At 31.7% G+C, this 24,695-nt stretch carries 18 protein-coding genes and 1 pseudogene; 8 read left to right on the plus strand and 11 right to left on the minus strand.

Features of this window, described 5'->3' with window-relative positions; translation table 11 throughout:
- Positions 1-26 precede the first annotated feature (26 nt).
- Complete coding sequence (locus ABD941_RS06565) at positions 27-1,487, plus strand: YiiX/YebB-like N1pC/P60 family cysteine hydrolase (RefSeq protein WP_345273262.1); 1,461 nt, start codon at positions 27-29, stop codon at positions 1,485-1,487.
- 269 nt (positions 1,488-1,756) lie between these two features.
- On the opposite strand, the gene ABD941_RS06570 is transcribed toward ABD941_RS06565, so the two are convergent.
- Positions 1,757-2,908, minus strand: a complete 1,152-nt coding sequence (locus tag ABD941_RS06570; protein WP_345273264.1) for a carbohydrate binding domain-containing protein — start codon at positions 2,906-2,908, stop codon at positions 1,757-1,759.
- A gap of 230 nt (positions 2,909-3,138) precedes the next feature.
- Between ABD941_RS06570 and ABD941_RS14645 the strand changes: the two genes are divergently transcribed.
- The 3 genes from ABD941_RS14645 to ABD941_RS14650 all read left to right on the plus strand — a co-directional run bounded on the left by ABD941_RS14645 (position 3,139) and on the right by ABD941_RS14650 (position 4,128).
- Complete coding sequence (locus ABD941_RS14645; RefSeq protein WP_425557099.1) at positions 3,139-3,234, plus strand: helix-turn-helix domain-containing protein; 96 nt, start codon at positions 3,139-3,141, stop codon at positions 3,232-3,234.
- A gap of 386 nt (positions 3,235-3,620) precedes the next feature.
- Positions 3,621-3,770, plus strand: coding sequence for a PspC domain-containing protein (locus ABD941_RS06575; RefSeq protein ID WP_345273265.1), 150 nt, complete (start codon positions 3,621-3,623; stop codon positions 3,768-3,770).
- A 154-nt stretch (positions 3,771-3,924) separates the two neighbouring features.
- The gene (locus ABD941_RS14650) at positions 3,925-4,128 is read left to right on the plus strand and encodes a helix-turn-helix domain-containing protein (protein WP_425557100.1); all 204 of its coding nucleotides are present in this window, start codon (positions 3,925-3,927) and stop codon (positions 4,126-4,128) included.
- A 34-nt stretch (positions 4,129-4,162) separates the two neighbouring features.
- Here ABD941_RS14650 and ABD941_RS06580 read toward each other — a convergent pair whose 3' ends face one another.
- From ABD941_RS06580 to ABD941_RS06610, 8 genes and pseudogenes are all read right to left on the minus strand, one after another.
- Positions 4,163-5,635: a hypothetical protein gene (locus tag ABD941_RS06580; protein ID WP_345273266.1), complete on the minus strand. Its 1,473-nt coding sequence runs from the start codon at positions 5,633-5,635 to the stop codon at positions 4,163-4,165.
- A 135-nt stretch (positions 5,636-5,770) separates the two neighbouring features.
- A pseudogene (locus ABD941_RS14655) lies at positions 5,771-5,944 on the minus strand (site-specific integrase); the annotation flags it as partial.
- A 21-nt stretch (positions 5,945-5,965) separates the two neighbouring features.
- The gene (locus ABD941_RS06585; RefSeq protein ID WP_345273267.1) at positions 5,966-8,326 is read right to left on the minus strand and encodes a leucine-rich repeat domain-containing protein; all 2,361 of its coding nucleotides are present in this window, start codon (positions 8,324-8,326) and stop codon (positions 5,966-5,968) included.
- A 232-nt stretch (positions 8,327-8,558) separates the two neighbouring features.
- Positions 8,559-9,761: a tyrosine-type recombinase/integrase gene (locus ABD941_RS06590; protein ID WP_345273268.1), complete on the minus strand. Its 1,203-nt coding sequence runs from the start codon at positions 9,759-9,761 to the stop codon at positions 8,559-8,561.
- 276 nt (positions 9,762-10,037) lie between these two features.
- Positions 10,038-11,321, minus strand: coding sequence for a hypothetical protein (locus ABD941_RS06595; RefSeq protein WP_345273269.1), 1,284 nt, complete (start codon positions 11,319-11,321; stop codon positions 10,038-10,040).
- A 617-nt stretch (positions 11,322-11,938) separates the two neighbouring features.
- Positions 11,939-12,298: a DUF3127 domain-containing protein gene (locus ABD941_RS06600; protein ID WP_345273271.1), complete on the minus strand. Its 360-nt coding sequence runs from the start codon at positions 12,296-12,298 to the stop codon at positions 11,939-11,941.
- 3 nt (positions 12,299-12,301) lie between these two features.
- Positions 12,302-12,607 (minus strand): hypothetical protein, encoded by a 306-nt coding sequence (locus tag ABD941_RS06605; RefSeq protein WP_345273272.1) that lies wholly within the window; start codon positions 12,605-12,607, stop codon positions 12,302-12,304.
- An 11-nt stretch (positions 12,608-12,618) separates the two neighbouring features.
- Positions 12,619-12,966: a hypothetical protein gene (locus ABD941_RS06610; protein WP_345273273.1), complete on the minus strand. Its 348-nt coding sequence runs from the start codon at positions 12,964-12,966 to the stop codon at positions 12,619-12,621.
- A gap of 87 nt (positions 12,967-13,053) precedes the next feature.
- Between ABD941_RS06610 and ABD941_RS06615 the strand changes: the two genes are divergently transcribed.
- The gene (locus tag ABD941_RS06615; protein ID WP_345273275.1) at positions 13,054-13,284 is read left to right on the plus strand and encodes a helix-turn-helix domain-containing protein; all 231 of its coding nucleotides are present in this window, start codon (positions 13,054-13,056) and stop codon (positions 13,282-13,284) included.
- Between the two features lie 100 nt (positions 13,285-13,384).
- Here the strand turns inward: ABD941_RS06615 and ABD941_RS06620 are convergent, their stop codons facing one another.
- On the minus strand, positions 13,385-13,822 hold the full coding sequence (locus tag ABD941_RS06620; protein WP_345273276.1) for a JAB domain-containing protein: 438 nt from the start codon (positions 13,820-13,822) through the stop codon (positions 13,385-13,387).
- A gap of 70 nt (positions 13,823-13,892) precedes the next feature.
- Positions 13,893-14,288: a hypothetical protein gene (locus ABD941_RS06625; protein WP_345273278.1), complete on the minus strand. Its 396-nt coding sequence runs from the start codon at positions 14,286-14,288 to the stop codon at positions 13,893-13,895.
- Between the two features lie 361 nt (positions 14,289-14,649).
- Between ABD941_RS06625 and ABD941_RS06630 the strand changes: the two genes are divergently transcribed.
- From ABD941_RS06630 to ABD941_RS06640, 3 genes are all read left to right on the plus strand, one after another.
- Complete coding sequence (locus ABD941_RS06630) at positions 14,650-15,651, plus strand: helix-turn-helix transcriptional regulator (RefSeq protein WP_345273279.1); 1,002 nt, start codon at positions 14,650-14,652, stop codon at positions 15,649-15,651.
- Between the two features lie 70 nt (positions 15,652-15,721).
- Positions 15,722-18,748, plus strand: coding sequence for a hypothetical protein (locus tag ABD941_RS06635; protein WP_345273281.1), 3,027 nt, complete (start codon positions 15,722-15,724; stop codon positions 18,746-18,748).
- A gap of 1 nt (position 18,749) precedes the next feature.
- Complete coding sequence (locus ABD941_RS06640) at positions 18,750-24,647, plus strand: DEAD/DEAH box helicase (RefSeq protein ID WP_345273282.1); 5,898 nt, start codon at positions 18,750-18,752, stop codon at positions 24,645-24,647.
- Positions 24,648-24,695: the final 48 nt, after the last annotated feature.

Here is a 24,695-nt window from a genome sequence, read left to right on the forward strand (position 1 = left end):
AAACATGATAAAACCTAATGACTATTATGAAAAAAATTTTATTGTTTTTATTAATCATAGCTGGGATTTATCTTTTGCTTCTAATACCAATACCTCAACAAAACAAAGAGTTCTTTAATGCCACCAAGGCCCCTTTCATTTGGAATCAAGATAAGTTATGGGAAACCTTAGAAATAAAATTTCAAAAAGCCAAAAACACACCTTCTAAAAAATTAGATTCAATTGTTGATAAATTAACTGTTCAAGCCGATATACTCTTATATGATTTTGAAAATAAAATTAGTAGCCCAGAAGATAGTTTATACAATTTAATAGAACGTAGTTTCTTTAATATTACACCTTTAATTGCTGCTCAAGAAAACAAATCTGACTGGTACATTCATTTTTATAATAGGGTAAGAAAAAAAGTAAAATCAGATTCACGTTTTTGGGACATGAATACCTCTAGTGCACGTAATACATCCTACAGAATACTTTATGGTATGCGAGCTGCTGTTGAAGAAGTACTATTACAAACTAACACCAACGATTTTATTTCAACAACATATGTTACCAACGAACCTTCAGCCACGCCTTCTGCTAGTATTTTAGGCATAGATGTACATAGCGGCGATTTACTTGTTAGTCGTGGTGGCGCTGAAGTTTCAGCCTTTATATCTCGAGGAAATGATTATCCAGGTAATTTCTCGCATGTTGCATTGTTACATATTGATAAAGACACTAATAAACCATACTTAATAGAAGCCCATATTGAAAAAGGTGTCGCAATTGCAACAATAGACGACTATTTAAAAGATAAAAAGCTTAGGTTTATGGTCATGCGACCAAGGGCTGATTTACCAGAGTTGAAATTAAATCCCATGCTTCCTCATAAAGCCTCAACCTATATTTATAATCTATCTCAAACAACACATATTCCTTATGATTTTAAAATGGATTATTTTGATGCTTCATCCATGTTTTGTTCTGAAGTTGGTTCTTATGCATATAAAAGATTTGGAATTAAATTATGGGAGTTTAAATCTACCATATCTTCTAAAGGGATTGCCGAATGGCTACATGTGTTTGGTGTTGAAAATTTCATAACCCAAATGCCATCAGACCTTGAATATGACCCTATGTTAAGTGTTGTAGCTGAATGGAGAAATAAGGAGGTTCTATTTCAAGACCATATAGACAATGCCGTTATGGATGTACTGATTACTAATGCAAACCAAGGAAAGAAACTTGATTACAATCTATGGGCACTACCCATAGCAAGGCTTATTAAAGGCTACTCTTATGTTCTTAATGTCTTTGGTAAAGCTGGTGTTATTCCAGAAGGTATGGATGCCACAACCGCGCTAAAGAATAATTATTTTGTTGACCAATTTCAAAGTTTAAAAATAACTACTGAAGCAAACATAAAAACGTTTAAAATTGAAAACGGCTATTTACCCCCCTATTGGCAACTTATTAAGATTGCCGAAAAATCACTACATAATTAAATCTATTTTAATAAGGTAAATATAGTATGTTTAATTTCATGATTTTTGATGTTTTAATTAGATTATTAATGGTAGACCTTGAAGAAATAATGATACACCCTATAGTATACCTTTTTTTGTAAAAAATTTGACAACTTGACTTTTGAAGTAAAATGTAATATAGAGTAAAAGCTGGTATTAGCAGGAAAGTATTAAAAACAAAAAAGTCAAACATTTCTGCTGGACTTAAATTTATCTAACCTTTCAATTTGACAATCTATATTTACTTTTTAATTATTAATTTCATTATCAACCATTAGTTTAAAAACCCTTATTCCAACTTCCAAGCTCCTTTTTTTCAATGCTTCCAATTCCTTTTCATCGGGTTCATAGGCATATAATTTTCCTCCTAAAAAAGGTTCGTGATGGGAATTAAGTAAAAAAGAAAATACATTTTCACCTGCATTGTTAAGGATGAAAATATGAATTCCGAACACAAACAGTGTCCCCTGTCTTTTCGGTTCAAATACAATTTCTGGAATTATATAATAATCTGCGTTTTCCTTTTTCAGCTTAATCTCATTTCCAAGTCTTTCCATATCATTATTAAAGAAATCATACTGACTTTCCCCCTTTAATTCACCAGGATCAAGTGAATTTTCATTTAAATTGATATTTAAATTATCTTCGCTTTTCAAATTTTCTGCAAACCCTTTTGATAACGATTTAGACCAGGTTGTAGTGTCAATTGACCTGGAAATAGTTGGATAGACAATAAATTTTGATTCTTTGTATGAATTTATAAATTCTTGACCAAGCGATGATTCGGGTCTGAACCCCTGCATACTTATGTTTTTATGCAAAGTATTTAATTCAGAACCACTAGATTTTTTGATAACACCCTTATCAAATAAGATAACATTATCAAAAAAAGTCCTTGTGTTTATGGATCCCAACTCAAAACTTAATTTATGATAAGGAAATACAGTGAAAACATCAAATTCAATACTAATAGTCCGCCAATCAGTAGTAGCATATTGTCTATAATTATTTGAACCTATTAGGTTTGTCCAGTTGCCACTATGTTCCCCAAGAAAAACACCAAAAGCACGATTTGCATCTGCTTTAACATCAAATGAAAGTTTATATGAATGCCCAGGTACTAAAGAGAATCCTGCCTGTACAAGCTGCACTTCATAGGTATGATTTCCAGCACTACGTATCTGGTAATTAAACTCATTATTTACAACAACTGCATTAGCGTCTACATTAGTTGCTTGCCATGTTGACCAAACATTTGCAGGTGGTGTTCCGTCAAAATTGGAGATAATATCAGTGGTTACACTAAAGTCTCCGTCAGTTAATACGTTCTGTGAATGACCTATGGAAACCATAAATAACATAACAACAAAAAATAATGCATTAAAATAATTTGTTTTCATGATACTATTTTGATTTAGTACTCAATGTAATTGTTTCTCTAGCAACGTACCATGAGGAATATCAGTTGCCAATTCTTTTTTAACCACTTTACCATGAATACCCTATAGAATTTTCATGCGACCGTGAATTAACAACCATTTATTGGTACAATATTATAAAGTAAAATAAAAAAAAACTGCAAACTTATGTTCAATCTTTTTATGCCAAATAACTTGGTATTGAGAAAAAAATACAAGGAAAGTTTTTTAGAAAAGAAAAGGGGTTAACACAAACCCAGTTAGCTCAATCTATAGGTAAGGACAGGCAATATCTTTACAAAATTTAAAAAGGAATAGTAACTCCAAATATATTCACAATATCCATACTCGCTATTACTCTAGAAGTTCAGTTACGAGATTTTTTTGATATTGATATTTGATTCCATATATAAAGTAGATAACTTGGCTTAAAATTATCGGTTTTACTCTAAATCAATATAACTAATGTATTTATCTAAGTGTTCCCTATTTTAGAACTCATTTTCTTAAAACAGCTTTTTTAAGAATCGTAAACTAATTCAACATAAAGTTTATCAACCACAAAAGGTTTATGAGTGATTGTGTAACAATGAACTCATCTTTACTTTTTCTATTATCTTCAGATAATTATTCTAAGCAGCCTTAGTTCTAGAACAGCCATATTGTTTATATTTGACATTAAATAATTAAAATTATGATTTTAGGAGTTTCAGAATGGTTAAGTGGAAAATTAGGATGGAAAACATCTCATATCCGTATTGCTTTTGTGGTATCAGTACTCATATTTGGGTTTGGTATTGGGCTTTATTTGATTTTATGGTTGGTTAAAATATTTTCAAAATAAAAAACCACTCTAAATATAGAATGGGTTTTTGAATTTTTTTTACTAAAAGCTTATATTCCATCTGAAACACAATGGCTGGAACAGGTTTTACATTACCATCTTTAACAACGATTTCTAGAAACATTTTTTTGATAAAATTTTGATTTTCTTAATTTTGTTTGGCATAAACCTCAAAAAGGTTAGAAAATCCAGGGGTTTTACCCAAGCAGAATTAGCTAATGATATCGGTATTGAAATATCTCAAATTAGTAGAATTGAAAGAGGTATAATTAATACTTCTGTTAGTACTATTTATGAAATATCACAAGCTCTTAAAATAGAAATTTCAGACCTCTTCAATTTTGATAAAAAAAATTGACAAGTTGACTTTAATAAGAGAATATTATTAACCTTTAAAAAGCCTTCACGGCTCTAACGTTATAAACTTCACGCCATTTTGGCCCTTGCTGACTACTATATCCATAATAAGGCGGAGGGTTGGCTCCCCAACTATAATCATACCCAAAATGAATTAGATATACTGATTCACTACTTGTCTCAGTTGAGCTATAATAAAAAGAATATAAAAATGGTTCCCCTCCATTTGCAAGAGCGGCTTCCACAATAGCTTGTTGATTTTTAGCCATTTCTAATAGCTCATCATAACTTGGCAAAAACCAATCGCCTGAATAAGCATGTCTTGCAGCAATATTAGAGGTTTCACAACCAGCGAGAATATCTAAAGTGTTTTGTAATCCAGTACCTATAGCAGTGCCATCTGCCCCTTCTAAATTCACTTTATCACAACCCCATTGCACTTCATTTGCTTGGTCTTTTAATGAACAGACCAAACCGTGCTCTCCTGTATCATCAATATAAAAAATCACACCTCCCTCATGTAAATCACCAACTTTTAACCCTGAATTATCACTCGTAGAAGCAAAGGCAATACACCCTTTTTCATCTCTAACCATAACATAATACACTCCATCATCAGGAGCAGTTATAATATGTGTAATTGGAGTTGTAGCAGTTTCTCCTGTAGACCAATAAAAATCATAAGTAGCTGAGTCTCCATTTACAATAGCTACCAAAACATTACCTGGGTCTACACCTATAATTACACTTAGGCTTGAATTAGTACATTGGTTGTCTATAATATTAGTTACTGGCGGAGATGGAGCATTTGTATTATTATTAACTACAGGTGGCTCATCAGCTATAGCAGCCGTCGTATATGCTAAAGCAGCTAGTATTCTAGCTAAACCTGGTGCTTTAGCATAAAGTAAAGTTCCTACAACAGCCAAAACAGTTACAGCAGTACCTACGTTTGCTAGTAATGCGTCACCCTCAGGAGGACTTTTTATTTTTAACCCCTTACCATATAAATTATGCGCAATAAATTCTTCTCCATTAGTTTCAACTGTAGAAAAATGTAGTATATCATCTTTTAATGTTGTCCAATCTCTTTTAAGAATTATGTAATTAACTATACCTTCTTCAGGATAAGTGAATGAATGAATCTCTTTTTCCTTCACGCCATTAACTTCTGAATAGATATATTTAACTCTTTGTAATTCATCTAATACTACATATTCTACTCTTTCTGAATCATCAACTTTGTATGCCAAACTTTTTGTTAACAATCCCTCTCCACTAGCATCAGTACTGCCATAAAAATATGTTGTAGTCTTATCTTCTTCTATGTAAACTTCGGATAATAATTGCCCTTCAGAATTGGGTGTGTTTAAATAATTTATAACTTCGTTATCTCTAATTGGACTATCCTTATCATTTGAATCATTAGAATCATTAGAATCATTAGAACATGAGTTAAAAATAAGAAGTAAACATATTATTAGAGATGACTCAATAAACTTTTTCATGAGGGAAGGGTTGTTGGTTAATAGCTATTACAAATTAGAAAAAAATCTTTTACTAACAATACTCAAATTGAGTATACATACATATGCAAATTATAACAAATTATTTACAAATTAAATACCCATTATTAGGTATTTTTATCTCTTCTTAATTCTATTAATTTCCAAACTAATCTTTCTCTGTACCACCTTACCATAACTATCTTGGGTGATTTTCATGCTGGAATGCCCTAAAAGCTCGCTAACAATTTCCATAGGCACATCATTGTATAACAATACTGTACTTGCAAAGGTCTTTCTTGCAATAATATGATGCACCGGTTAATTTCATTACTAACTGCTACAATCTGTGTCACCAGTTGACAAACTTGTTCTAACAGCACTACCTATATCCCAGACACTTTGTGGTAAACATAAAAGTGTCGGATTTGTATAAAAAACCAAAAAATTTAAATTAGTCAGATTTCCTAAGTCAGCTGAAACAGAGGTTAAGCTATTGTTCTCAAAATGAACGTTATCTAAAGTATTCATATTCCCGATAAATGCGGGCACCGTAGTTAAGCCATTATTTGTCCAAAATAAATCAGTCAGGCTTTGTAAATTACCAATAAAGGAGTCGATAGATGTTAAGTTATTATTATTTACAGTAAGTTCAAGGAGATTGCTCAAAGAGCCTATTTCCTGTGGCAAATTATTTAAACCGTTATTTATAAGCAATAAATGTTGCAGTCCTGTTAGTTGACCTATTTCTGCAGATATACTTCCCAAAGATTTATTGTTCCAGTTAATATAATAAACTCTTCCATTCTGTACATAGCATCCATTTTGCTGTAAAATAGTAACTAAATCTGCATCATTAGTTGAATCCCATAGGGGAGATGAGACATCCACACCTGCATTACCTAATATTAATCTAATGTTCTTAGCATCTTTAGATAAATCAGATTCCTCATGAAATGTTATATTCTGATCACCCAGTATTTCAATTATAGCATCATTTAGAATAAATGGAATTTCTAGGGGTCTTGGGTCTTGTTTAGGATATATTAAAAAAAAGGCTTCTCCAGTTGTGAGGTTTGGTGTTAATAAATTAGTTACAAATTTAACCCCAACTTCTTTTGAAAAATCTTCCCAAACATTTCTATCAAAACCTAAATATGTCTTAGCCATTTTACTTTTAAAAACTTGATAAAGTAAATCTGTCTTAGTACTTTGACAGGAACTATTAAATATTACGCTATTGGGAAAATCTCCATTTAAATCTGAAATATACTTAGCAGTAACACCCCAAAAATCATCTTTTACCTCAACAACTGTATTATTAATTGAAGTTTTGTATTCAACTAGCTTTCCAAGTATTAACTTTTCAGAAAACATTAAATTCTCATGTTCTTCATTATCTTCTTGTAATCTTTCACGAGTCCAAATTACATTGCCTTTAACTCCGTGTGTACTAAAGTAAATAAATCCATAATCTGTTAAATTACTTAGTGAACTTAAGGTACATTGTTCATTTTTTAAGTGTATTGGTGGATTAAAACCTAGATTAGCATTATCAAATAAAGTCTTTATTGCGGTTCCTTCCCCTTGTTGAAAATCAGATTCAAATGGCTCATAAATAAAAACATCTCTATCTGTAATAATATTTTCATCTCCCATCATACTAAGATTACTAGTCGCACTTATATAATCAGAATTCTTATCTTCTAATTTTATGATGCTGCTTTTATTGCTTGTTTTCGCAGTATTCGCTCCTCCTCCTTTAGTCCTATTTCCTTCCTCATCAACTAAAGATATTATGACAAAACTTAAAAGTCCGGAGTTATACTTAATTTCAACATTTCCATCTGAAATATCAGCTTCTGATATATTTGGAGAACTTTCCAACCAGTCTTTCAAAGTATTTAAAGAATGGATGAAATCATATTCAATAAGTATTTCATTTAATTTAGAAACAGCTTCTGTATTTGTTTTTGAAATTTGTTCTAGCGTATCGCCTCCATTTAAATTCAGATTAAGACTAAAAGTAACTGTTCTACTTTCTGTAGGTGAATCGTATATACCATTCGTTAACGAACCATAAAATCCTGTATATTTCAGTTCATCACCTATATCAAAAGTAAAATCATTGGTTACTTTATTTGCGATAGTTTGCGAGTCCTTTTTTGATGTGTTTTTATTTACATACAAAAGGGTGGTTTGATGAACATTATTTTTAGTCGCTATTAGTTTTGAAAAGTCTTTATGTCCATTATCATATAATTCTATTAGATAAATACCTTCATATTGCGGTGTGAATTCTAATTTATGCAACCCTTTATTTAGTCTTTCTGAAAAATTAGCAACACTTTGTCCTAAAATATTATAAAAATTAATAGTTGTTTCACCCATACCTTCTGAGTAAAATTCAACAAACGCAGCTGAATCAGTTGGGTTTGGATATACCTTTTGAAATCCCTTCTCTTGTATTTCTTGTATATTATCGTTAAGACCTAAAAGACTAGTAAGATTAATAACATAAGGATCTGTTAGTTCTATGGATTCTTTTTTAGTTAAATTTTCAATAATAACCTTATCTAAAGGAGCGTTGACACTTGGATCTCCAGTAACTCCATCAAAAGTTAAGATAACATCTTGGGCATAATTAAATTTAACAAAGAATAATAAAAATAAAACAAGTAATGCTTTTCTCATGATAATTGGTTTTAGTTAATAGCAATAATTTACAAAGTGCACAATGCTCTTAGTCTATAACATTAGAAAAAAGAAAAGAAATGTAAATTTGGGTTTGCTATTTTAAGGAAGATGTAATTTATTAGAACCGCCTAGTAGAAGGCCATTAATTAAGTCTCCTGGGCAATACTCAATTTGAGTACTATTTAAATTTCAATATATAACTAATTATTAATCAAAACAATACCCATTTTTAGGTATTTTTGAACTTCCCATCCAACCGCTCCATTTCCAAACTAATCTTCCTCTGCACCACCTTACCATAGCTATCTTGAGTGATTTTCACATTGGAATGCCCTAACAACTCACTAACAATCTCCATCGGTACATCATTATATAACAATACAGTACTTGCAAATGTTTTTCTTGCTATATGTGTGGTTAAGTTTTTATCTATACCAACAATAACAGCCACTTCTTTTAAATAAGAATTATAACGTGGATTACTAATTCTAGGAAAAATAAAGCTATCATCACTTTTGTACTGTTCCATAATTTCTAACGCCTTAGGTAGTAATGGTATTGAGAGTTCTTTAGAAGTCTTCTCACGCCTCATTTTAATCCATAAGTTACCATCAAAGCCTTTAACAACATTATCATGGGCTAAATTCATTAGCTCTCTATACGGTAACCCTGTATAACATGAAAACACAAACAAGTCTTTAATAAATTGTAATCTAGTCTGTGTAAACTTATGTTGTTCCAATGATCCTAATTCTTCAGGAGATAAAAATACTATCTCAGTTCTAACAGTCTTGGTTTTGAACAATATAAATGGGTCTTTAGCTAAATAATTCTCAGCTACAGCAACCCTTACTACCTTTCTAAAGCGTTTAATCTTTTTGTTAATGGTTATTTGTTTTAATTTCTGTTGGGTTTTATAGTAATATTCCAATTCTGTGATAAAATTAGACTCTAACTTTTTTAGACGAATATCATTGGTTTTAAACTTCCATTTAACAAAGCGTTTAACATCATTTTTAATGTATTCAAACTTGTTATATGTTACTTGCTTAATATCAATGCCCACAAGCGTTTTAAGCCTTTTTAAGTAACGTTCAAAGAACTCAACCACATTGTATTCTTTTTGTGTTTTAACACCTTTATATAGGCTGTAAATATCATCTACATTAAAACCCTCTTCTTTAACTTGAAGCATTAAAAAAGCCCTATTAATTTTAGTTTTAATAAGGCTTAACTGCGAGTTTAAAATGTCTGCATTTGGTTCTGGAGGGTCAACACATTGTTGCTTACTGTTCCAGTGTTTAGGGTTTACAAATTGCCCTGTGGCAAAATGATGTCTTATTTTGTTGTAAGTCAACCTACATCGTATAGGACACTTACCCTTCTTATTGAGTTTAGTCTTACTGACTATAAATAATATGTTTAGTTTCATGATTTTATAAATTTTAAATGGGGTACCTTGAAAAGTTTTTGGGGTACCTAATAGTATGCCTTTTTTGAGTAAAAAACTTGGCAAGTTGGCATTTTGAGTAAAATGCAACTAATGCAGTAAATGCAACGATAATACAGACTTTATTGCACAAAAAAACCCAACACTTTCGTATCGGGTTTAATTTTGCTCCCACTAATATTGTATTGTCGAACCAATTTAACGAAGAATTAAAACGGTTTACGTTATTCTATGATAGTAATTATAAATGTTTTAAGCCTATTCTCTATCCAAAATTAGATTAAAGTAGTCGTCATAACCTGCCGAATAATAATCACCATCCCCAAAGAAACGAGTATCTAAAACTGAATTAACAACAAAAGGAAAATTTAAACCAGTTCCGCCTACTGTGATATTTATTAAACCTGAAGAAGCATTATAATTAATATAATAAGTATAACCAGTACTATACCACCCAGTATTTTGATCTGGTATATTTGTTTCATTATAAGTAGATACTCCATTTATATCAAAAACAACTCTTTCATAATGATGTAAACTGCCATCTAAATTATTAACTGTCATCAACCAAGTTCCTTCATAATTAAAATCTTCTGAATTCGTAGAAGCAAACGCAATACAACCATTTTCGTCTCTAACCATAACATAATAATCTCCATCATCTGGAGCAGTTATAACATGAGTAATTGGAGTTGTAGCAGTTTCTCCTGTAGACCAATAAAAGTCATAAGTAGCTGAGTCTCCATTTACAATAGCTACCAAAACATTCCCAGGGTCTACACCTATAATTACACTTAGGTTTGAATTACTACATTGGTTGTCTATAATAGTCGTTTCTGGTGATGATGGAGCATTTGGGTCTATATTAGCTGCAGGTGGCTCATCAGCTATAGCAGCGGTCGTATATGCAAGAGCTGCAAGTATTCTAGCTAAAGCCGGTGCTTTAGCATAAAGTAATGTCCCTACAACAGCTAAAATAGTTACAGCAACTCCTACGTTTGCCAGTACTGCGGTATCCTCAGGAGGACTTTTTATTTTTAACCCCTTACCATATAAATTATTCGCAATAAATTCTTCTCCATTAGTTTCAACTGTAGAAAAATATAGTATATCATCTTCTAATGTTGTCCAATCTCTTTTAAGAATTATGTAATTAACTATACCTTCTTCAGGATAAGTGAATGAATGAATCTCATTTTCCTTCACACCATTAACTTCTGAATAGGTATATTTAACTCTTTGTAATTCATCTAATACTACATATTCTATTCTATCTGAATCATCAACTTTGTATGCTAAACTTTGCGTTAACAATCCCTCTCCATTAGCATCAGTACTGCCATAAAAATATGTTGTTGCCTTATCTTCTTCTATGTAAACTTCGGATAACAATTGCCCTTCAGAATCTGGCGTACTTAAATAGTTTATAATCTCACTATTTCTAATTGGAATATTATCTCCCTGTGAATCAGAATCTTTTGAACAAGAAAAAATTATTGTGAAAGAAAAAATGATAAATAGCAATTTTTTTAGAAACTTCATGGTTAATTAGGTCTTAGTTAATAGCCTAAGTAAATTAGAAAAAGCACTTCTCTAATAAAATACTGAATTTGAGTATTTATAAATAACACTTATTTATTGCAAGTTAAAACACAATTAAACTAAAGGCAATACCCATTATTGGGTATATTTTTGCCACATACCCTTCATTTAGCCCCTTAAACCTATAAATTTCGAAATATGTGCTATTGTAAACCAACCTTGTAGAACAATCTTGAATAGTTTTAATACTGGAATACCCAAGTAATTCACTTACGACTTCCCTTAGCAAATCGTTATGCAATGAACTATACTAGCATGTTTTCCAAGGAAAATTTAGGGCATAAAAAAACCACCTAATTTCTTAAGTGGTTTTAGTTGCTCCTTCTCTTGGGCTCGAACCAAGGACCCTCTGATTAACAGTCATTTAGATAAAGTTATCATATACTTTCATTTTAATTCAATCACTTGATAATAAGCATTCTATTAAAGTTTAGGATTTCATAAATCTTCATTCATTTTCATATATTTATCTAATTTGTTGCAGTATTGTTACACCCAATAAATTAGAGTATTAAATATTTGTAAATATGTAAGATCTGCAATACATGTGAAAACATTTAAAATGGTAAGTCATTATCTGAGTCATCAATAAAACTTGCAGGTTGTTGTTCAGGTAAATTAGTAGGCTTAGCCTCTTGGCAATTTAAAAGCTCAATTCTCCAACCTTGAATAGCATTAAAGTATTTGGATACTCCTTCAGGATTTATCCATTCTCTACCTCTAAAATTGATACTTATTTTCACATCCTGCCCTACAACATAACCATTTAGCAAATCACATTTGTCTTGAATAAATTCTACAAGTATGGGCTGAGGGTATTGTTCTTCTGTAGCAATAACAACTTCTCGTTTTCTAAAGCCGTTGTTACCTATACTTTGAGTGTCATTTAACACTTTTATTTTTCCTATTAATTCCATTGGTTAATATTGAATGTCTTTTATAATATTATTAAGGTCTATCAGCTCTTGATAGTTATTACCATTTCTGTGTTTTTCTGAAACCTCCAAAAGTTTATTGTAGAGTTTAAGAAACTCTGATTCCCTTGTTAGTAACTTATGACCATCAATATCTGCTTTCGGAAATTCAATCTTTAGCAAATCAAAATCGCTACTTAAAGAATTGTATCTATCTTCATGTTTTAACAACCACCAATCTATTTTACCTCTTGTAAATACCCCCCTGTCTGATACTGATTTAAGCTCTTCTATTAATTCCTTGAATTTCATCAAACTAAAGATTAGTTAAACCAACCATAAATAGTATCGATTATAGATTCTCCAATACCATATATAAACATTAATATCATCGTTATAGTAAAAATTACTCCTATTACAGAGCCAATCCAAACACCAAGATATTTAATCTTACTACCCTCTTCTAATGAAATCACAAAAAATGCCACAACAAGAAAGGTTAAGATGTAAAACTTAATTAAATAATCATGGAAATATGCTCCAACCAGATAATTAAACAAAATAAATAGTCCTATTACAATAATAATTTTAACAACTCCATATTTGGCTACACGGCTATCCATTTCACTTGATAAGGACTTTAAAAAGTCTTTTATTTTACTATAGCTCATAATGATTTAGGTTTATAATATTGCCATATATGACATTACAAGGTGCTAATTTATACTGTCTATTTGACATTGCCAAATATGTCAAGTATGAAGAAGTCAAAGCTTTTAAAATTAGTTGGAAAAAGAATTAAAGAAGTAAGGGAGTCTAAAAATATTACACAACTCCAACTTGTTATTAACATGGAAGAAGTAGCTGGTAAATTTGATACAACTAACGTATCAAGGATAGAATCAGGCAGAACAAACCCAACAATATATACATTACATAGAATAGCCGAAGCTTTAGAAGTTGAACTAACAGAACTTATTGATTTTTAAAAAACGCTATTAATACCTATCTATGCTTACATTAAAAGTTATAATTTGCCCTAAAAAGTGTCCTTTTAAGCACGTTCATGAATTAATAGAAGACAAAATATTATTTCATCAGTCCATTATCAGTAAAACTAAAAAATCCATCTTTAGTGATAATTAAATGGTCAAGTAAAACAATATCTAGGTGTTCTCCAGCTTTTTTTAATTTACTAGTGATATTTTTATCTGCTTCGCTAGGATTTAGGTTTCCACTTGGATGATTATGAGCAATAATAATGCTACTTGCACCACATTTCAATGCCACAGAAAACACTAATTTAGCATCAATTACCGTTCCCGCCATTCCACCCTTTGACAAAGGATAGATTCCAATTACCTGATTGTTCCGATTTAATAATAATACTTTTACCTCTTCTTGTAGTTCTATAGTTTGTTTGCTCCAACAAGCTATTAAAACATCATACGACTCCTTACTATTATTTATTTTAAATTTCTCTTTATTGTTGTTTGAATATGATACTCTCACTTCTGCTATTTCCATGATACATAATTTGAAGTTTATTACACTTAAAAAAAGCCCAATCTATATTACATAGACTAGGCTAATATTGCTACTCTGCATGTTCTAAAATGCCATTTTTAGAGAACACATCTGAATTTGCCATTACATTCTTCTCATACTTAACAGCTTGTTGTTTTGGCTTTACAGCGTCTTCTGTAACATAAATCCATCTGTGGTTCAAGGTTACTTCTTCTCCTGTTTCTTTAATAGCATAAGTAAAAGGCTCACAATCCTCTTTAATGATGCTTCCTGCCATTTCTGTGCCTATTAAAGCACTACAGACATCTTCATCAAATGTTGAAGGTATATAAGCTCTTTTCGCTGTCGCATAAAAGTTGCCAGTAGCTTTACTTTTTACCATTTCAATACCACCTTGCAGTTCCAGAACAAAGAATGATGTTCCATCATCCTTAAATCTTTCCTTGTAATTAATGATTCTAACCATTATTCTAAAATTTTTGAGTTGTACTAAACCACATAGAAAATCAATTCACTCCTGATAAAAATTACAGCTATCAACTTGAATTTTAATTGCAGGCAGAAAATAACTTTTCTATATAAAGTGGTAGGGGGAGTTTCCCTCCTGTGAATGGGTGGGGGTGTTTGTATAGGGTAGTTTGCATTCAAACAAAGCCTCCAAAAAATTATTTTTCAAAAATTTTTTAGAACTACGCACTCTGTTGATACAATTTCTTACATTTGAGAGTAGTATAAAAAACTATCACCCCAAAATCTAATTAGCCTAAATAGAGGTATGCTATAAGCTTTAAGCTATGGTCTTTTACAATATTAAATAAAACACTTAAATGTCAAATAGCAAACATGCTCATATAAGATATAATATCCTAGACTATTGTTTCCGAAAAAGGGCTTATAGTTTCGATAGACTTCATGAAGTTTTGAATAGACAAATATCAACTTTCTACCCTAACGAAAGTATTTCTGTTAGAACGCTACGAGAAGACCTTAAGGTTTTTAGAAATAAGGAAAACGGCTTTGGTGCTCCATTACCTGATAAAGTGAGGATATTAAAATATGATGATCCTAATTTCTCAATAGCTCAACGTCCATTACTTGAATACGAGCAGTATTTAATAGATGCTGCCCAACAGCTTTTAGAGCGTTTTGAAAATCATCCAAAATACGACAAGCTTGCTGAAGCATTAATTAAGTTTCAAGATGAAGAAGAACAGGATGATGATACCTCAAGAATTTTATATTACGATCACAATGAAGAATACAAAGGCATAAAATATTTGAAACCATTATACTTAGCTATTAAGAAAAAACAAGTATTCCTAGTAACTTATAAAGGATTTAAAGATGAATTACCAAGTCAGTTTGAATTCCATCCTCAAGTTTTAAAACAGTATAACAGAAGGTGGTTTGTTTTCGGATTAAATAAATCTAAAGAAATTGAAAAATGGAGTATTCCTTTGGATGAACGGTTAATAGATTTTCAAATCAAAGAAGATGTAGAATATAGTCAAATGAAAACTGACTGGGATAGTTTTTTTAGGTCAATGGTTGGTATTGTGCGTCCTCCTAATGCAGAGATTGAAAGGATTATTCTGCGTTTTCATAACGGAAGAGAAGACTATTTTAAAACCAAGCCATTTCAACCAGATTTTGAAGAATTTTTTGAAGATGATAAACAAGACCAAGTTTGGTTTGAAACAATAATAAATAAAGAGTTAGTACAACAAATATTGTCTTATGGACAAGATGTGGAAATTTTAGAGCCAGAGCGTTTAAAGGAAGAAGTGCGTCGACAAGTTAATGTAATGCAACAGTATTACAATGACTAAGTGTGCAATTACTTTGCGCAGAAAAAAAATATCTTTGATGCATCTCTAAAAACAAAAAACAGCTATTTAAATGACACCAAACTTTTTTACAACCCTACTAAATAAAAACGGACTAAATAAACATGATGGCCGCCCCCTTTGGAAGTACTTCCTAGCTGATGATGAATTTGAAAGACTTAGTTCAATTCTAAAATATGGAACTTTAAACACCCTAGACCCTAGGGATGTTTCACTTTTTTATGCGCAATGGTGGAAAAGAAATTACAATGGTGGAATCCCCAGCAAACTAGAAGTCTTTTATTCTTTAGGAGGAAATAGTAGGTTTATATTAACCGAAGACGAATTTTATAAAATGGCTCGTAAAGGAGCACAAATACTAGGCATAAAGTGGATTAAAAAACAAAACACGCTTTACTTCAAAACATTATTGCTACAAGGAGGGCTTCCTCTTAAGCATATTTCAGAGAACCAAGGAAAGTACAAGGCTTTTTTAGAAGCTGTTTTAGAAGAGCAACCAGACAAAATAGAAGACTTTATATTCAAAACCCATATTATTGACCTATTGCCTAAATCTAGCCAGAATGACATCATCTATGAAAACTGTCTTGAAATTGTAAAGTCAATTTTAAATTGTGATGGTCAATATGAAGAATTACTAGAATCCGAAGAATCTTTAAAAGAAATATCCAAATCATTAAAAGTAAAAAGAGCCTCATTAGTAAAAAAAGCGAGACAGTCAAAACCTAAAAACTACTGGCTGTTAAGCTCTAAAAATGAAGAGTATAAAATTAGCTTAAGGTTAGGATTAGCAAACGCATATACTAAGGAGGCACTGAGTGATTTTTTAGGCTTTGAAGCTTTAGAAAGAGATTATCAATTTTTTATGGATGATAACCTAGTATGTGTTTTCCGTAAAATGGCAAATGGTCAATTTAAAACAGACTGGTACAATCAAGATAATAAAGAATGGGATGTTTCTTCTGGTACTCCACAGACCTATGTAATAAATAATGGTAAAAAAACGGAACTGCAAGATTTTATACAAACTATTCCAAATCATGAAGAACCAAGCTTATGGACTAGGTTTACCGAAAATGAATGGCGACTTCTTAAAGGCACTACTGCCTCAAATAAAGAAGCAGCAGTACTCTTTCCTAGTCAATGGAAAAGCGACTTCCCTTCTTCTGAAATAAATTTATTTGCAAAGAGTCTTTCTTGGATGCCATTTGAGGGTGAAATAGAAATTTATTCTGGAGATGAAAAAAGAGTCTATCAAAGTGGTGTTAACTCCTTCGATTGGATAATAGAAAGCAAAAAACCAAACTGGATGCTAAAATCCAACCTGCCAGTTGTTCAAGGTATTCCCAAGATACTCGTTTTTGATGATGAAGGATATGATATTAAAAGAAACCGATTCAAGGTATTTATTAAGAAGCATAACTCTAGAAACACCTGGGAAGACCTATCTAGATTGAGCTATATTTCTACTGGCTGTTTTGATTTAAGAATTGAAAAAGATGATTTAATAGCTCATGATATTTTCTTCAACATAGGGAAGCTACAGGCTAGGTATTCAAATCAATCAATTCATTCAGCAGTCATAGAATTTAAAAACCTTGATTATTTCGAATGTAAGCTAGACGAATCATCGTTAATACAGATCAAAGAGGACAACAATCATTATACATTAAAAGTAAACATAGAGCATTCTAAAATACCAACTATTGTGAAAGGTTCTCTGAGTTACCCAAGTAAAAAGAAATTATTTTTTGACTTACTGTCCCCTTTTCAAGGAATGGCGATAACAGATGCAGAAGGGCATCTTATTGATGAAGATCAACCTCTATCGCTTGCAAATCTTTATGGTATGCGTATTCTTAGCACACCTAACAATGAAACATTGCTTAAAATTAAGAACAGCTTAAAACCTGATGTAAGTATTACTAAGGAAATACAAGAATCTACTCAACCAGTAATATCATATAAAGACGAAATAGTAAGGTTATTTTACTTAGCTGATGCTATGGACTATGAAAATACTGTTTGCCTTGAATTATCTGAAGGAAGAAATAAGAATACATATAAGATCTCAGGATTTAGTCATTCGCTAGTCGTTGACAATCAATTGCAAAGAGAGGTTAGTCTTTTCAAATCTTTGGATAATCTTGAACTATTTGCAATTCCAGTAAATTGCTCTGCTGATGAAATCGAAATTATTCCACTTTTGAAAAATGGTGTAACATATTCTATTCCTTCAACAGAAATCTCAAATCAATTCATTATAATATCTTACAAAAAAGAAGGAAAACAATTGATGCCTCGCTTTGTCAATACAGGAGGTTTTTTTCTTGGGGTAGATAAAAATGAACGTATAGATAATTACCATAAAGAGTTAGAGCTTACTAATTTCAACGATGATCTTTGGAAACAGACATTAACATATTTCAATATCTGCTTTCAATATGATTTGCCTTTTTCAACCTTTGATCAATTACGAGCAATTTCAAGGAGTTCAGAAGTTGCATCGAGGGCTTTTTTCTTTTTAGGTTTTAATCAATCTGACTCATCAGAATTCATTCAAAAAGCTATCCCTGAAATGGAAAAGGATTTAGGTTTCTGTTTTCATTGGATAACAAAGACAAACTGGAGCAATGCATTAGCCGAAATAAATGAACCAAGTGATTTCAAATATCATAGTCAAATTGTAGAGCTTATCTCATCATACATGGGTGAAAACGGTTTACAAGAACTCTTCAAGTTTATTAGTGGTTCAACTATTGAGTCAGAACCAATTTTACAAAGAAACATACTCGATTTAAGATCACAACTAGGAAGCAGAGTACTAAGCGAGCTTCCTCGCAATAGTCCTAAAATAAATGGGAATCATAATATACACATTGAAGAACATCATCAAGTGAGACTGCTATTACAAGCGCCTATTGCTGTTGCAGAATCAATAAACAACACTCATAATGAATACCCTATATGGGCTGGCGATGAAAAAAGAGAAGTCATAAGAAGAAATATTCAATACAGCCAGTACCTAAAACAAGATTTTTACAACAAAACAATTTTACACGCCCTTAATAGAATCTAAGATGATGAATTTTAAAGAATTTTATACTAAAACAGAAAACAGATTAACTGATGCTATTTTATCGCTTTGGGCTACTGGTGATAAAGAAATGCAAGATTACTTCAAATACCTGCTGTCACAAGAGCCTATCATGGCTGATGCTATTTTCCAAAACACATTCCCTTGGGAACAAGATCAGTTAACTTTTGGACAAACATCAACTATTTTTAAGCAAGAATTTATTGATGCGCTAAATGCCATAAAAGATCCAGATTTTCAGTTCCCTAAAACTCGTCATCCTTATAAACATCAGCTTAAAAGCTGGAAAACATTGCTTAACAAGAATAAATCAATTGCAGTTACCACAGGTACTGGTTCTGGTAAAACAGAATGCTTTATGCTTCCAGTAATCCATGACATTCATCAAAATTGTAATAATCAAGAAGGGGTTAACGCTATCTTTCTATACCCTTTAAATGCCTTAATTGCAAGTCAAAGAAAAAGAATGCATGCATGGTGTTCAGCTCTAGACGGCGTAAAGTATGCATTACTAACAGGCGATACTCCTAATAAAGAAAACAGTAAGGACAAGAAAAAGAAAGCATTACCAGAACTTATTTCAAGAGAACAAATAAGAGAAACTCCACCACAGATCCTGTTTACAAATCCTACGATGCTAGAATATATGCTGGTGAGGAATGCTGATGTTCCTATTCTAGAAAAATCGAAAGGATCATTACGCTGGATTTTATTAGATGAAGCTCATACACTTACTGGTTCAAAAGCAGCTGAAATGGCTCTACTCATAAGACGTGTTGTTTCGGCTTTTGAAGTAGATATAAAAGACTTAAGGTTTGCCATAACTTCAGCAACAGTAGGAAGTGGAAATACAGATACACTAAAGAAGTTCATGTCTGATTTATGTGGAATTTCTACAGATCAAATTGAAGTTATTACTGGTAAGCAAGTTAATAATCAAATAGACGACAAAGATATTCCACAGTTATCTCAAACGCTTTCTCAAAATAACATAAAACTACTTAGAGATAAATTTTTACATAACAAAGGTATTACCCAAAGCGAAATTGGCAATTACTTACATATTCCCAATAAGCTAGATCAACTAAGTATCATAGATACACTAGCAGAACAAAAGGTAAATGGTGAAAATCTACTTCCTGTTCGTGGTCATTTTTTTACGAGAGGTATTGGAGGGGTTTATGCTTGTACTAATACAAAGTGTGATAAACATAAAAATCAAAAGCCAAATAAAGCATTAGGTACAATGTACACTATCGCAGGTAAGCAATGTTCTTGTGGACACCCATTATTAGAACTTATTGCTTGCCGAAGCTGTGGAAATATGATGTTAGAAGGAGAAAGAGATAAAGATAAAATCACTCAAAAAGCAACAGTTGGTTATGAAGCTTTTAGTATTGAAAACGAAGATAAAGGAGAGGAAGATGAAAGCAAAGCAAAAATTGATAACCGTCTGGTAAGGCTAGTAAGAAGGGAGCATATTGATCAGAACAAGGCTTTATTGGCTTGTAGTATTAATTTGGACAATACTATTAATCATGGTGGAGAAGATTTCCTTTTATCTGATGAAAGTAACTGTCCTCACTGTGGTAATCAAAACGACAATCCCATTCATTTTAGAATATCATCTGCATTTACAAACAGAATCTTATCCGATATTGTTTTAGACCAAACTGAGGTCATTAATAATCAAACTACTAAAACCTTATATAAAGGCAGAAAGTATATTTCATTTACAGATAGTAGACAGGGAACTGCTAAGATTTCCGCATTAATTAATATAGATAGTGAAAGTGATTGGATACGCTATCAAGTTTATCACTATTTGCTTAAAAAGTTAAAAGAAAATGAAGTAGAAGCAAGCAATGATGAGCTACTACAAGCAAGAGCTATGTATGTAAAGCAATTGGATGAGGCACCTGCGTTTATGAAAAAGAAAATTGAGAAAGAGATAGAAGAAATAAATATTAGTTTGAGCTCAGGAAGCAATGATACATTAACAAATAGCAGATCCACATGGAATGAAATTATTGACCACGTAAAAGAAAAAAATGACTTTAAAACACTATTCAAAAAAGGAGCTAGAGGTAATAACCTCGCTATTGATAATGTAACTTACGCTAAATCTTTGTTATATGATCAATTTGCTCGCAGAATACCAAGAGAAAGATCACTTGAAAACTTAGGATTATTAAATATTGTATACCCAAATTTGGATGGCATAATCGCACCAGAAATAGCCATAAAACTTGGAATTGATAATGAAGAATGGTTGGCGTTATTAAAAATCGCTGCCGATTACATTATTCGATATAACTTCAACTTCTCTTTTGATGATGCCATGCGATTATTTACCTCTAAGTTTTATCGCTCTGAACTAATTTATCCATCAAATACAGATCTTGTAAATGCTAATAAGTGGAAACTGTATAACCCAAATTCAATAACACAGTCAAGGTTAGTATTATTAATTTGTGCAGGTTTGGGTTGGCAAGACAAAGGAGATATTACAGAGGTTAGAGAAGATCAACTTAATGAATTGTTAGAAAAAATATGGAGAACTTTAAGGCAAAAAATCCTTACTGCTGATGGAGACGGATACAAACTCGATTTTTTTGAAAATACTCAATTTGAAATAGCAGGTAAAGAATTCTTGTGTCCAGTTACAAAAAGACTAGTTGATAAGGTTTTTAGAGGATATTCCCCATTAATCAAAGGGAATTTAGAATATAATAATATAAATAATTATAAAATAGACAATTCTAAAACACATCAATTTCCAATATACTCACACCCATACCATAAGGATAATAATAACGAACCAATCCAAACCGAAAAAGTAGATGCTTGGTTAGAGGAAAACAGTCAAGAAGCAAGAAGTAAAGGTTTATGGAATAATTTACATGAACGCGTTTTTGATTATGATAAATTATATTTAGCTGGAGAGCATTCAGCACAGCAAGATAAAAAGCGACTCAAAGAATTAGAAGAACAGTTTGAAAACGGAGAAATAAACATATTAAGTTGTTCTACAACCATGGAAATGGGTGTTGATATAGGAGGTATTTCAGCAGTGGTTATGAGTAATGTCCCTCCTATGCCTGCAAACTACCTACAAAGAACTGGTCGAGCTGGTCGTCGTTCAGAAAACAAGTCTTTAGCGTTAACTTTTTGTGCACCTAATCCAATTGGGCTTCGTACTATGAACAATCCAAAATGGGCTTTAGATCACAAAATTGCCCCACCTATTCTTGCTTTTGACAGTAAGAACATTGTAGAGAGACATGTAAACTCCTTACTCTTTGGAATATTTATTAGACACCAAGGAAATGAAAACAGGGGACTCAACGTTAAAGAAAGTATTGAAAAATTCTTTTATGAAGATTCACCAACTATAGCTCATAGTTTTCTAAACTGGTTAGAAAATATTGATTCTTTAGACTTCCAGAAACAACTAGAATACATTGTTAAAGACACTCCTTTATCTGATGCTAGTCCAGAAGCACTTATTTCAATAGTTTCAGATAACTTCAAGAAAATTATTGGTAGAATTAGAACCCAAAGAGATGGTTATGATAAAAAACTTGAAGAATTAAAAAAACAGTTTGGAGATGCAAGTCCTGCCTACAAAGCAATAGGTTATAGAAAAGGTCAATTTTTACAAAAATTTGTTCTTAATTGTTTAGCCGAGGAGAACTTCTTGCCAAATGCTGGTTTACCAACTGGAATTGTAGATTTTGAAAAAATCACATTGTCTGACCTACAAAAGAGTAACAAAAACAGACTTAAATCAAATCCAAGTTACCCTATTGCTAGAGCACTTACCGAATTTGCACCAGGCAACAATATTCTTATTGATGGACTAAATTATAAATCCTCAGGCATAGTGATGAAGAATAACTGGGGTCAGTCTGCAGACAGGAATGTGATACAAGGCTGCAAAAACTGCGGTTATCAGCGTACAGTTGACCTTCAAGAAAATGTAGATGATAATTGCCCTAAATGTAATGATATAGGTTCTTTTCAAGGTTTAGAATTAGGTGAACATAAAGGGAGTTTTACTGAGCTTGTTGAACCAGCAGGTTTTTCAATAGACTTATATAGTACACCAACTAGAGTTATCTCTGAAAAAAGTAAACCACAATATTTAGAGCCACTTCTTCTTAATATCGAACCTTGGGCTGCTAATCAAAATCGTTTCATTGATTTCAGGACAAGTTCTAGTGAAAAAGACACACAAATACTATTTTACAATACTGGAGAAGGCGAAGGCTATAGTTTGTGCTTAGATTGTGGTAAAGTTGAAACCTCTAGTGAGCGACTAGAAGGTCATTGGCGATTAAGGGGAGGACGAGATAGTAATGGAGAAAGTACCTGTTCAGCTCAAAACGTAAGAGAACATATTATTTTAGGAAGTAGGTTTAAAACAGACTTTACAGAAATTCGATTAAAGAACAGAAATCAATCCTATGTTAACGATAAGAAACTAGCCTATTCTCTAGGTGTTATTTTTTCGAAATCTTTGGCAGAACATCTGGCTATTGAAGAATCTGAATTAGGTTTTGGTATTAAGCAATATAATGGCTATCAAACTATATTTATTTACGATACTGCAAAAGGTGGTGCTGGTTATGCTTCCCAGTTTAAGTTATATGCAGAAAAAATACTGAAACTTGCATTAAATGTTTTAGATAATTGTGATTGCCAAACAGCTTGCACTAAGTGTCTAATAGATCGAGGTACTCAATGGCATATTGAAGATTTAGATCGCTTTATAGCCATTGAATGGTTGCGTTCTGCTTTGGATAATCAGCTTCCAAAAGAATTGCAGTCTGAAGCTGACAAAGTTAGTTTGGTCTTTGGTTCTCTTAATGATGAAATAAGTATCCTAAAATACCAATATGAAATAAAGGAAATTAATATTCATATCAACAATAAGATTGATGAATGGGATATTGAAAATATAAGTTGGTTAAATAATTTAAAGAGAGATAGAATTGAAATCAATTTAATTATTGAAGGTGATATTCTTTTTAGCAATAATCAAGAAAAACTATCTGCTTACTTGCTGAATCATAATTTTGATTTACGACAAGGTAATAATTATGCCATACTCAACTACCCTACACACTTATCTGTAACATTACAAAACGGCAAAACACTAAGTTATATTTCAAAAGGGGACTATGACACCTTAAATCAGGAGTGGACAGCTGGAGCCCAAGAGAAATTCTTCAAAGTAGAAGGTGCCAACATAGAAAACTATCCTGATTTTAAAGTACCAGATTTTGGTTCAGGTAATTTATATGAATCTAGAATTAAGGGGAGTATTCCTAGAAAAAGTCAAAGTAACGACATTGCTAAACTCATGGTTTCAAACCTTAATAATTCTCAAGACTTGTTATCCAAAATAACAAATCAAACATTTAAAGTTGCATACTTTGACAAGTATAATCAATCAGAGTTTTCATTACGATTAATGCTACAATTCATTAATCAAATTAAAGAACTTTGGGGTATTGAGGTCTCAGAACTTAATGTTCACCTAGCGAAATCAGACTTTAGAAGTCCTTATTTCCCAGAATATATTATTCATAATTATAAAGAACTTGATGATTATGTATATGACCTTAAAGAGCTTTCAATTAATTATGGTTTTAAAATAGATTTTAAGGAAGAACATAGGCTTCCTCACTACAGATATTTTAAGTTTACGTCTGACCAGGTGTCTTTTAGCATAAGAATAGATGCAGGTATTGCACATGGTTTAAAACCTGTAGAGAGATTAACATCTAGAGATATGAAGATGAGTAACCAAGTATTTGAAATCAGAAAAGATGTAGGTTACGATATTATTTACAATATTAGCATTGAAGATTAATTATACCATGCATATACTTTTAAACTATTTATTATTTAATTTGTAAAA

It is taken from the genome of Flaviramulus aquimarinus, assembly GCF_039543205.1.
In the GTDB taxonomy this organism is placed as follows: domain Bacteria; phylum Bacteroidota; class Bacteroidia; order Flavobacteriales; family Flavobacteriaceae; genus Flaviramulus_B; species Flaviramulus_B aquimarinus.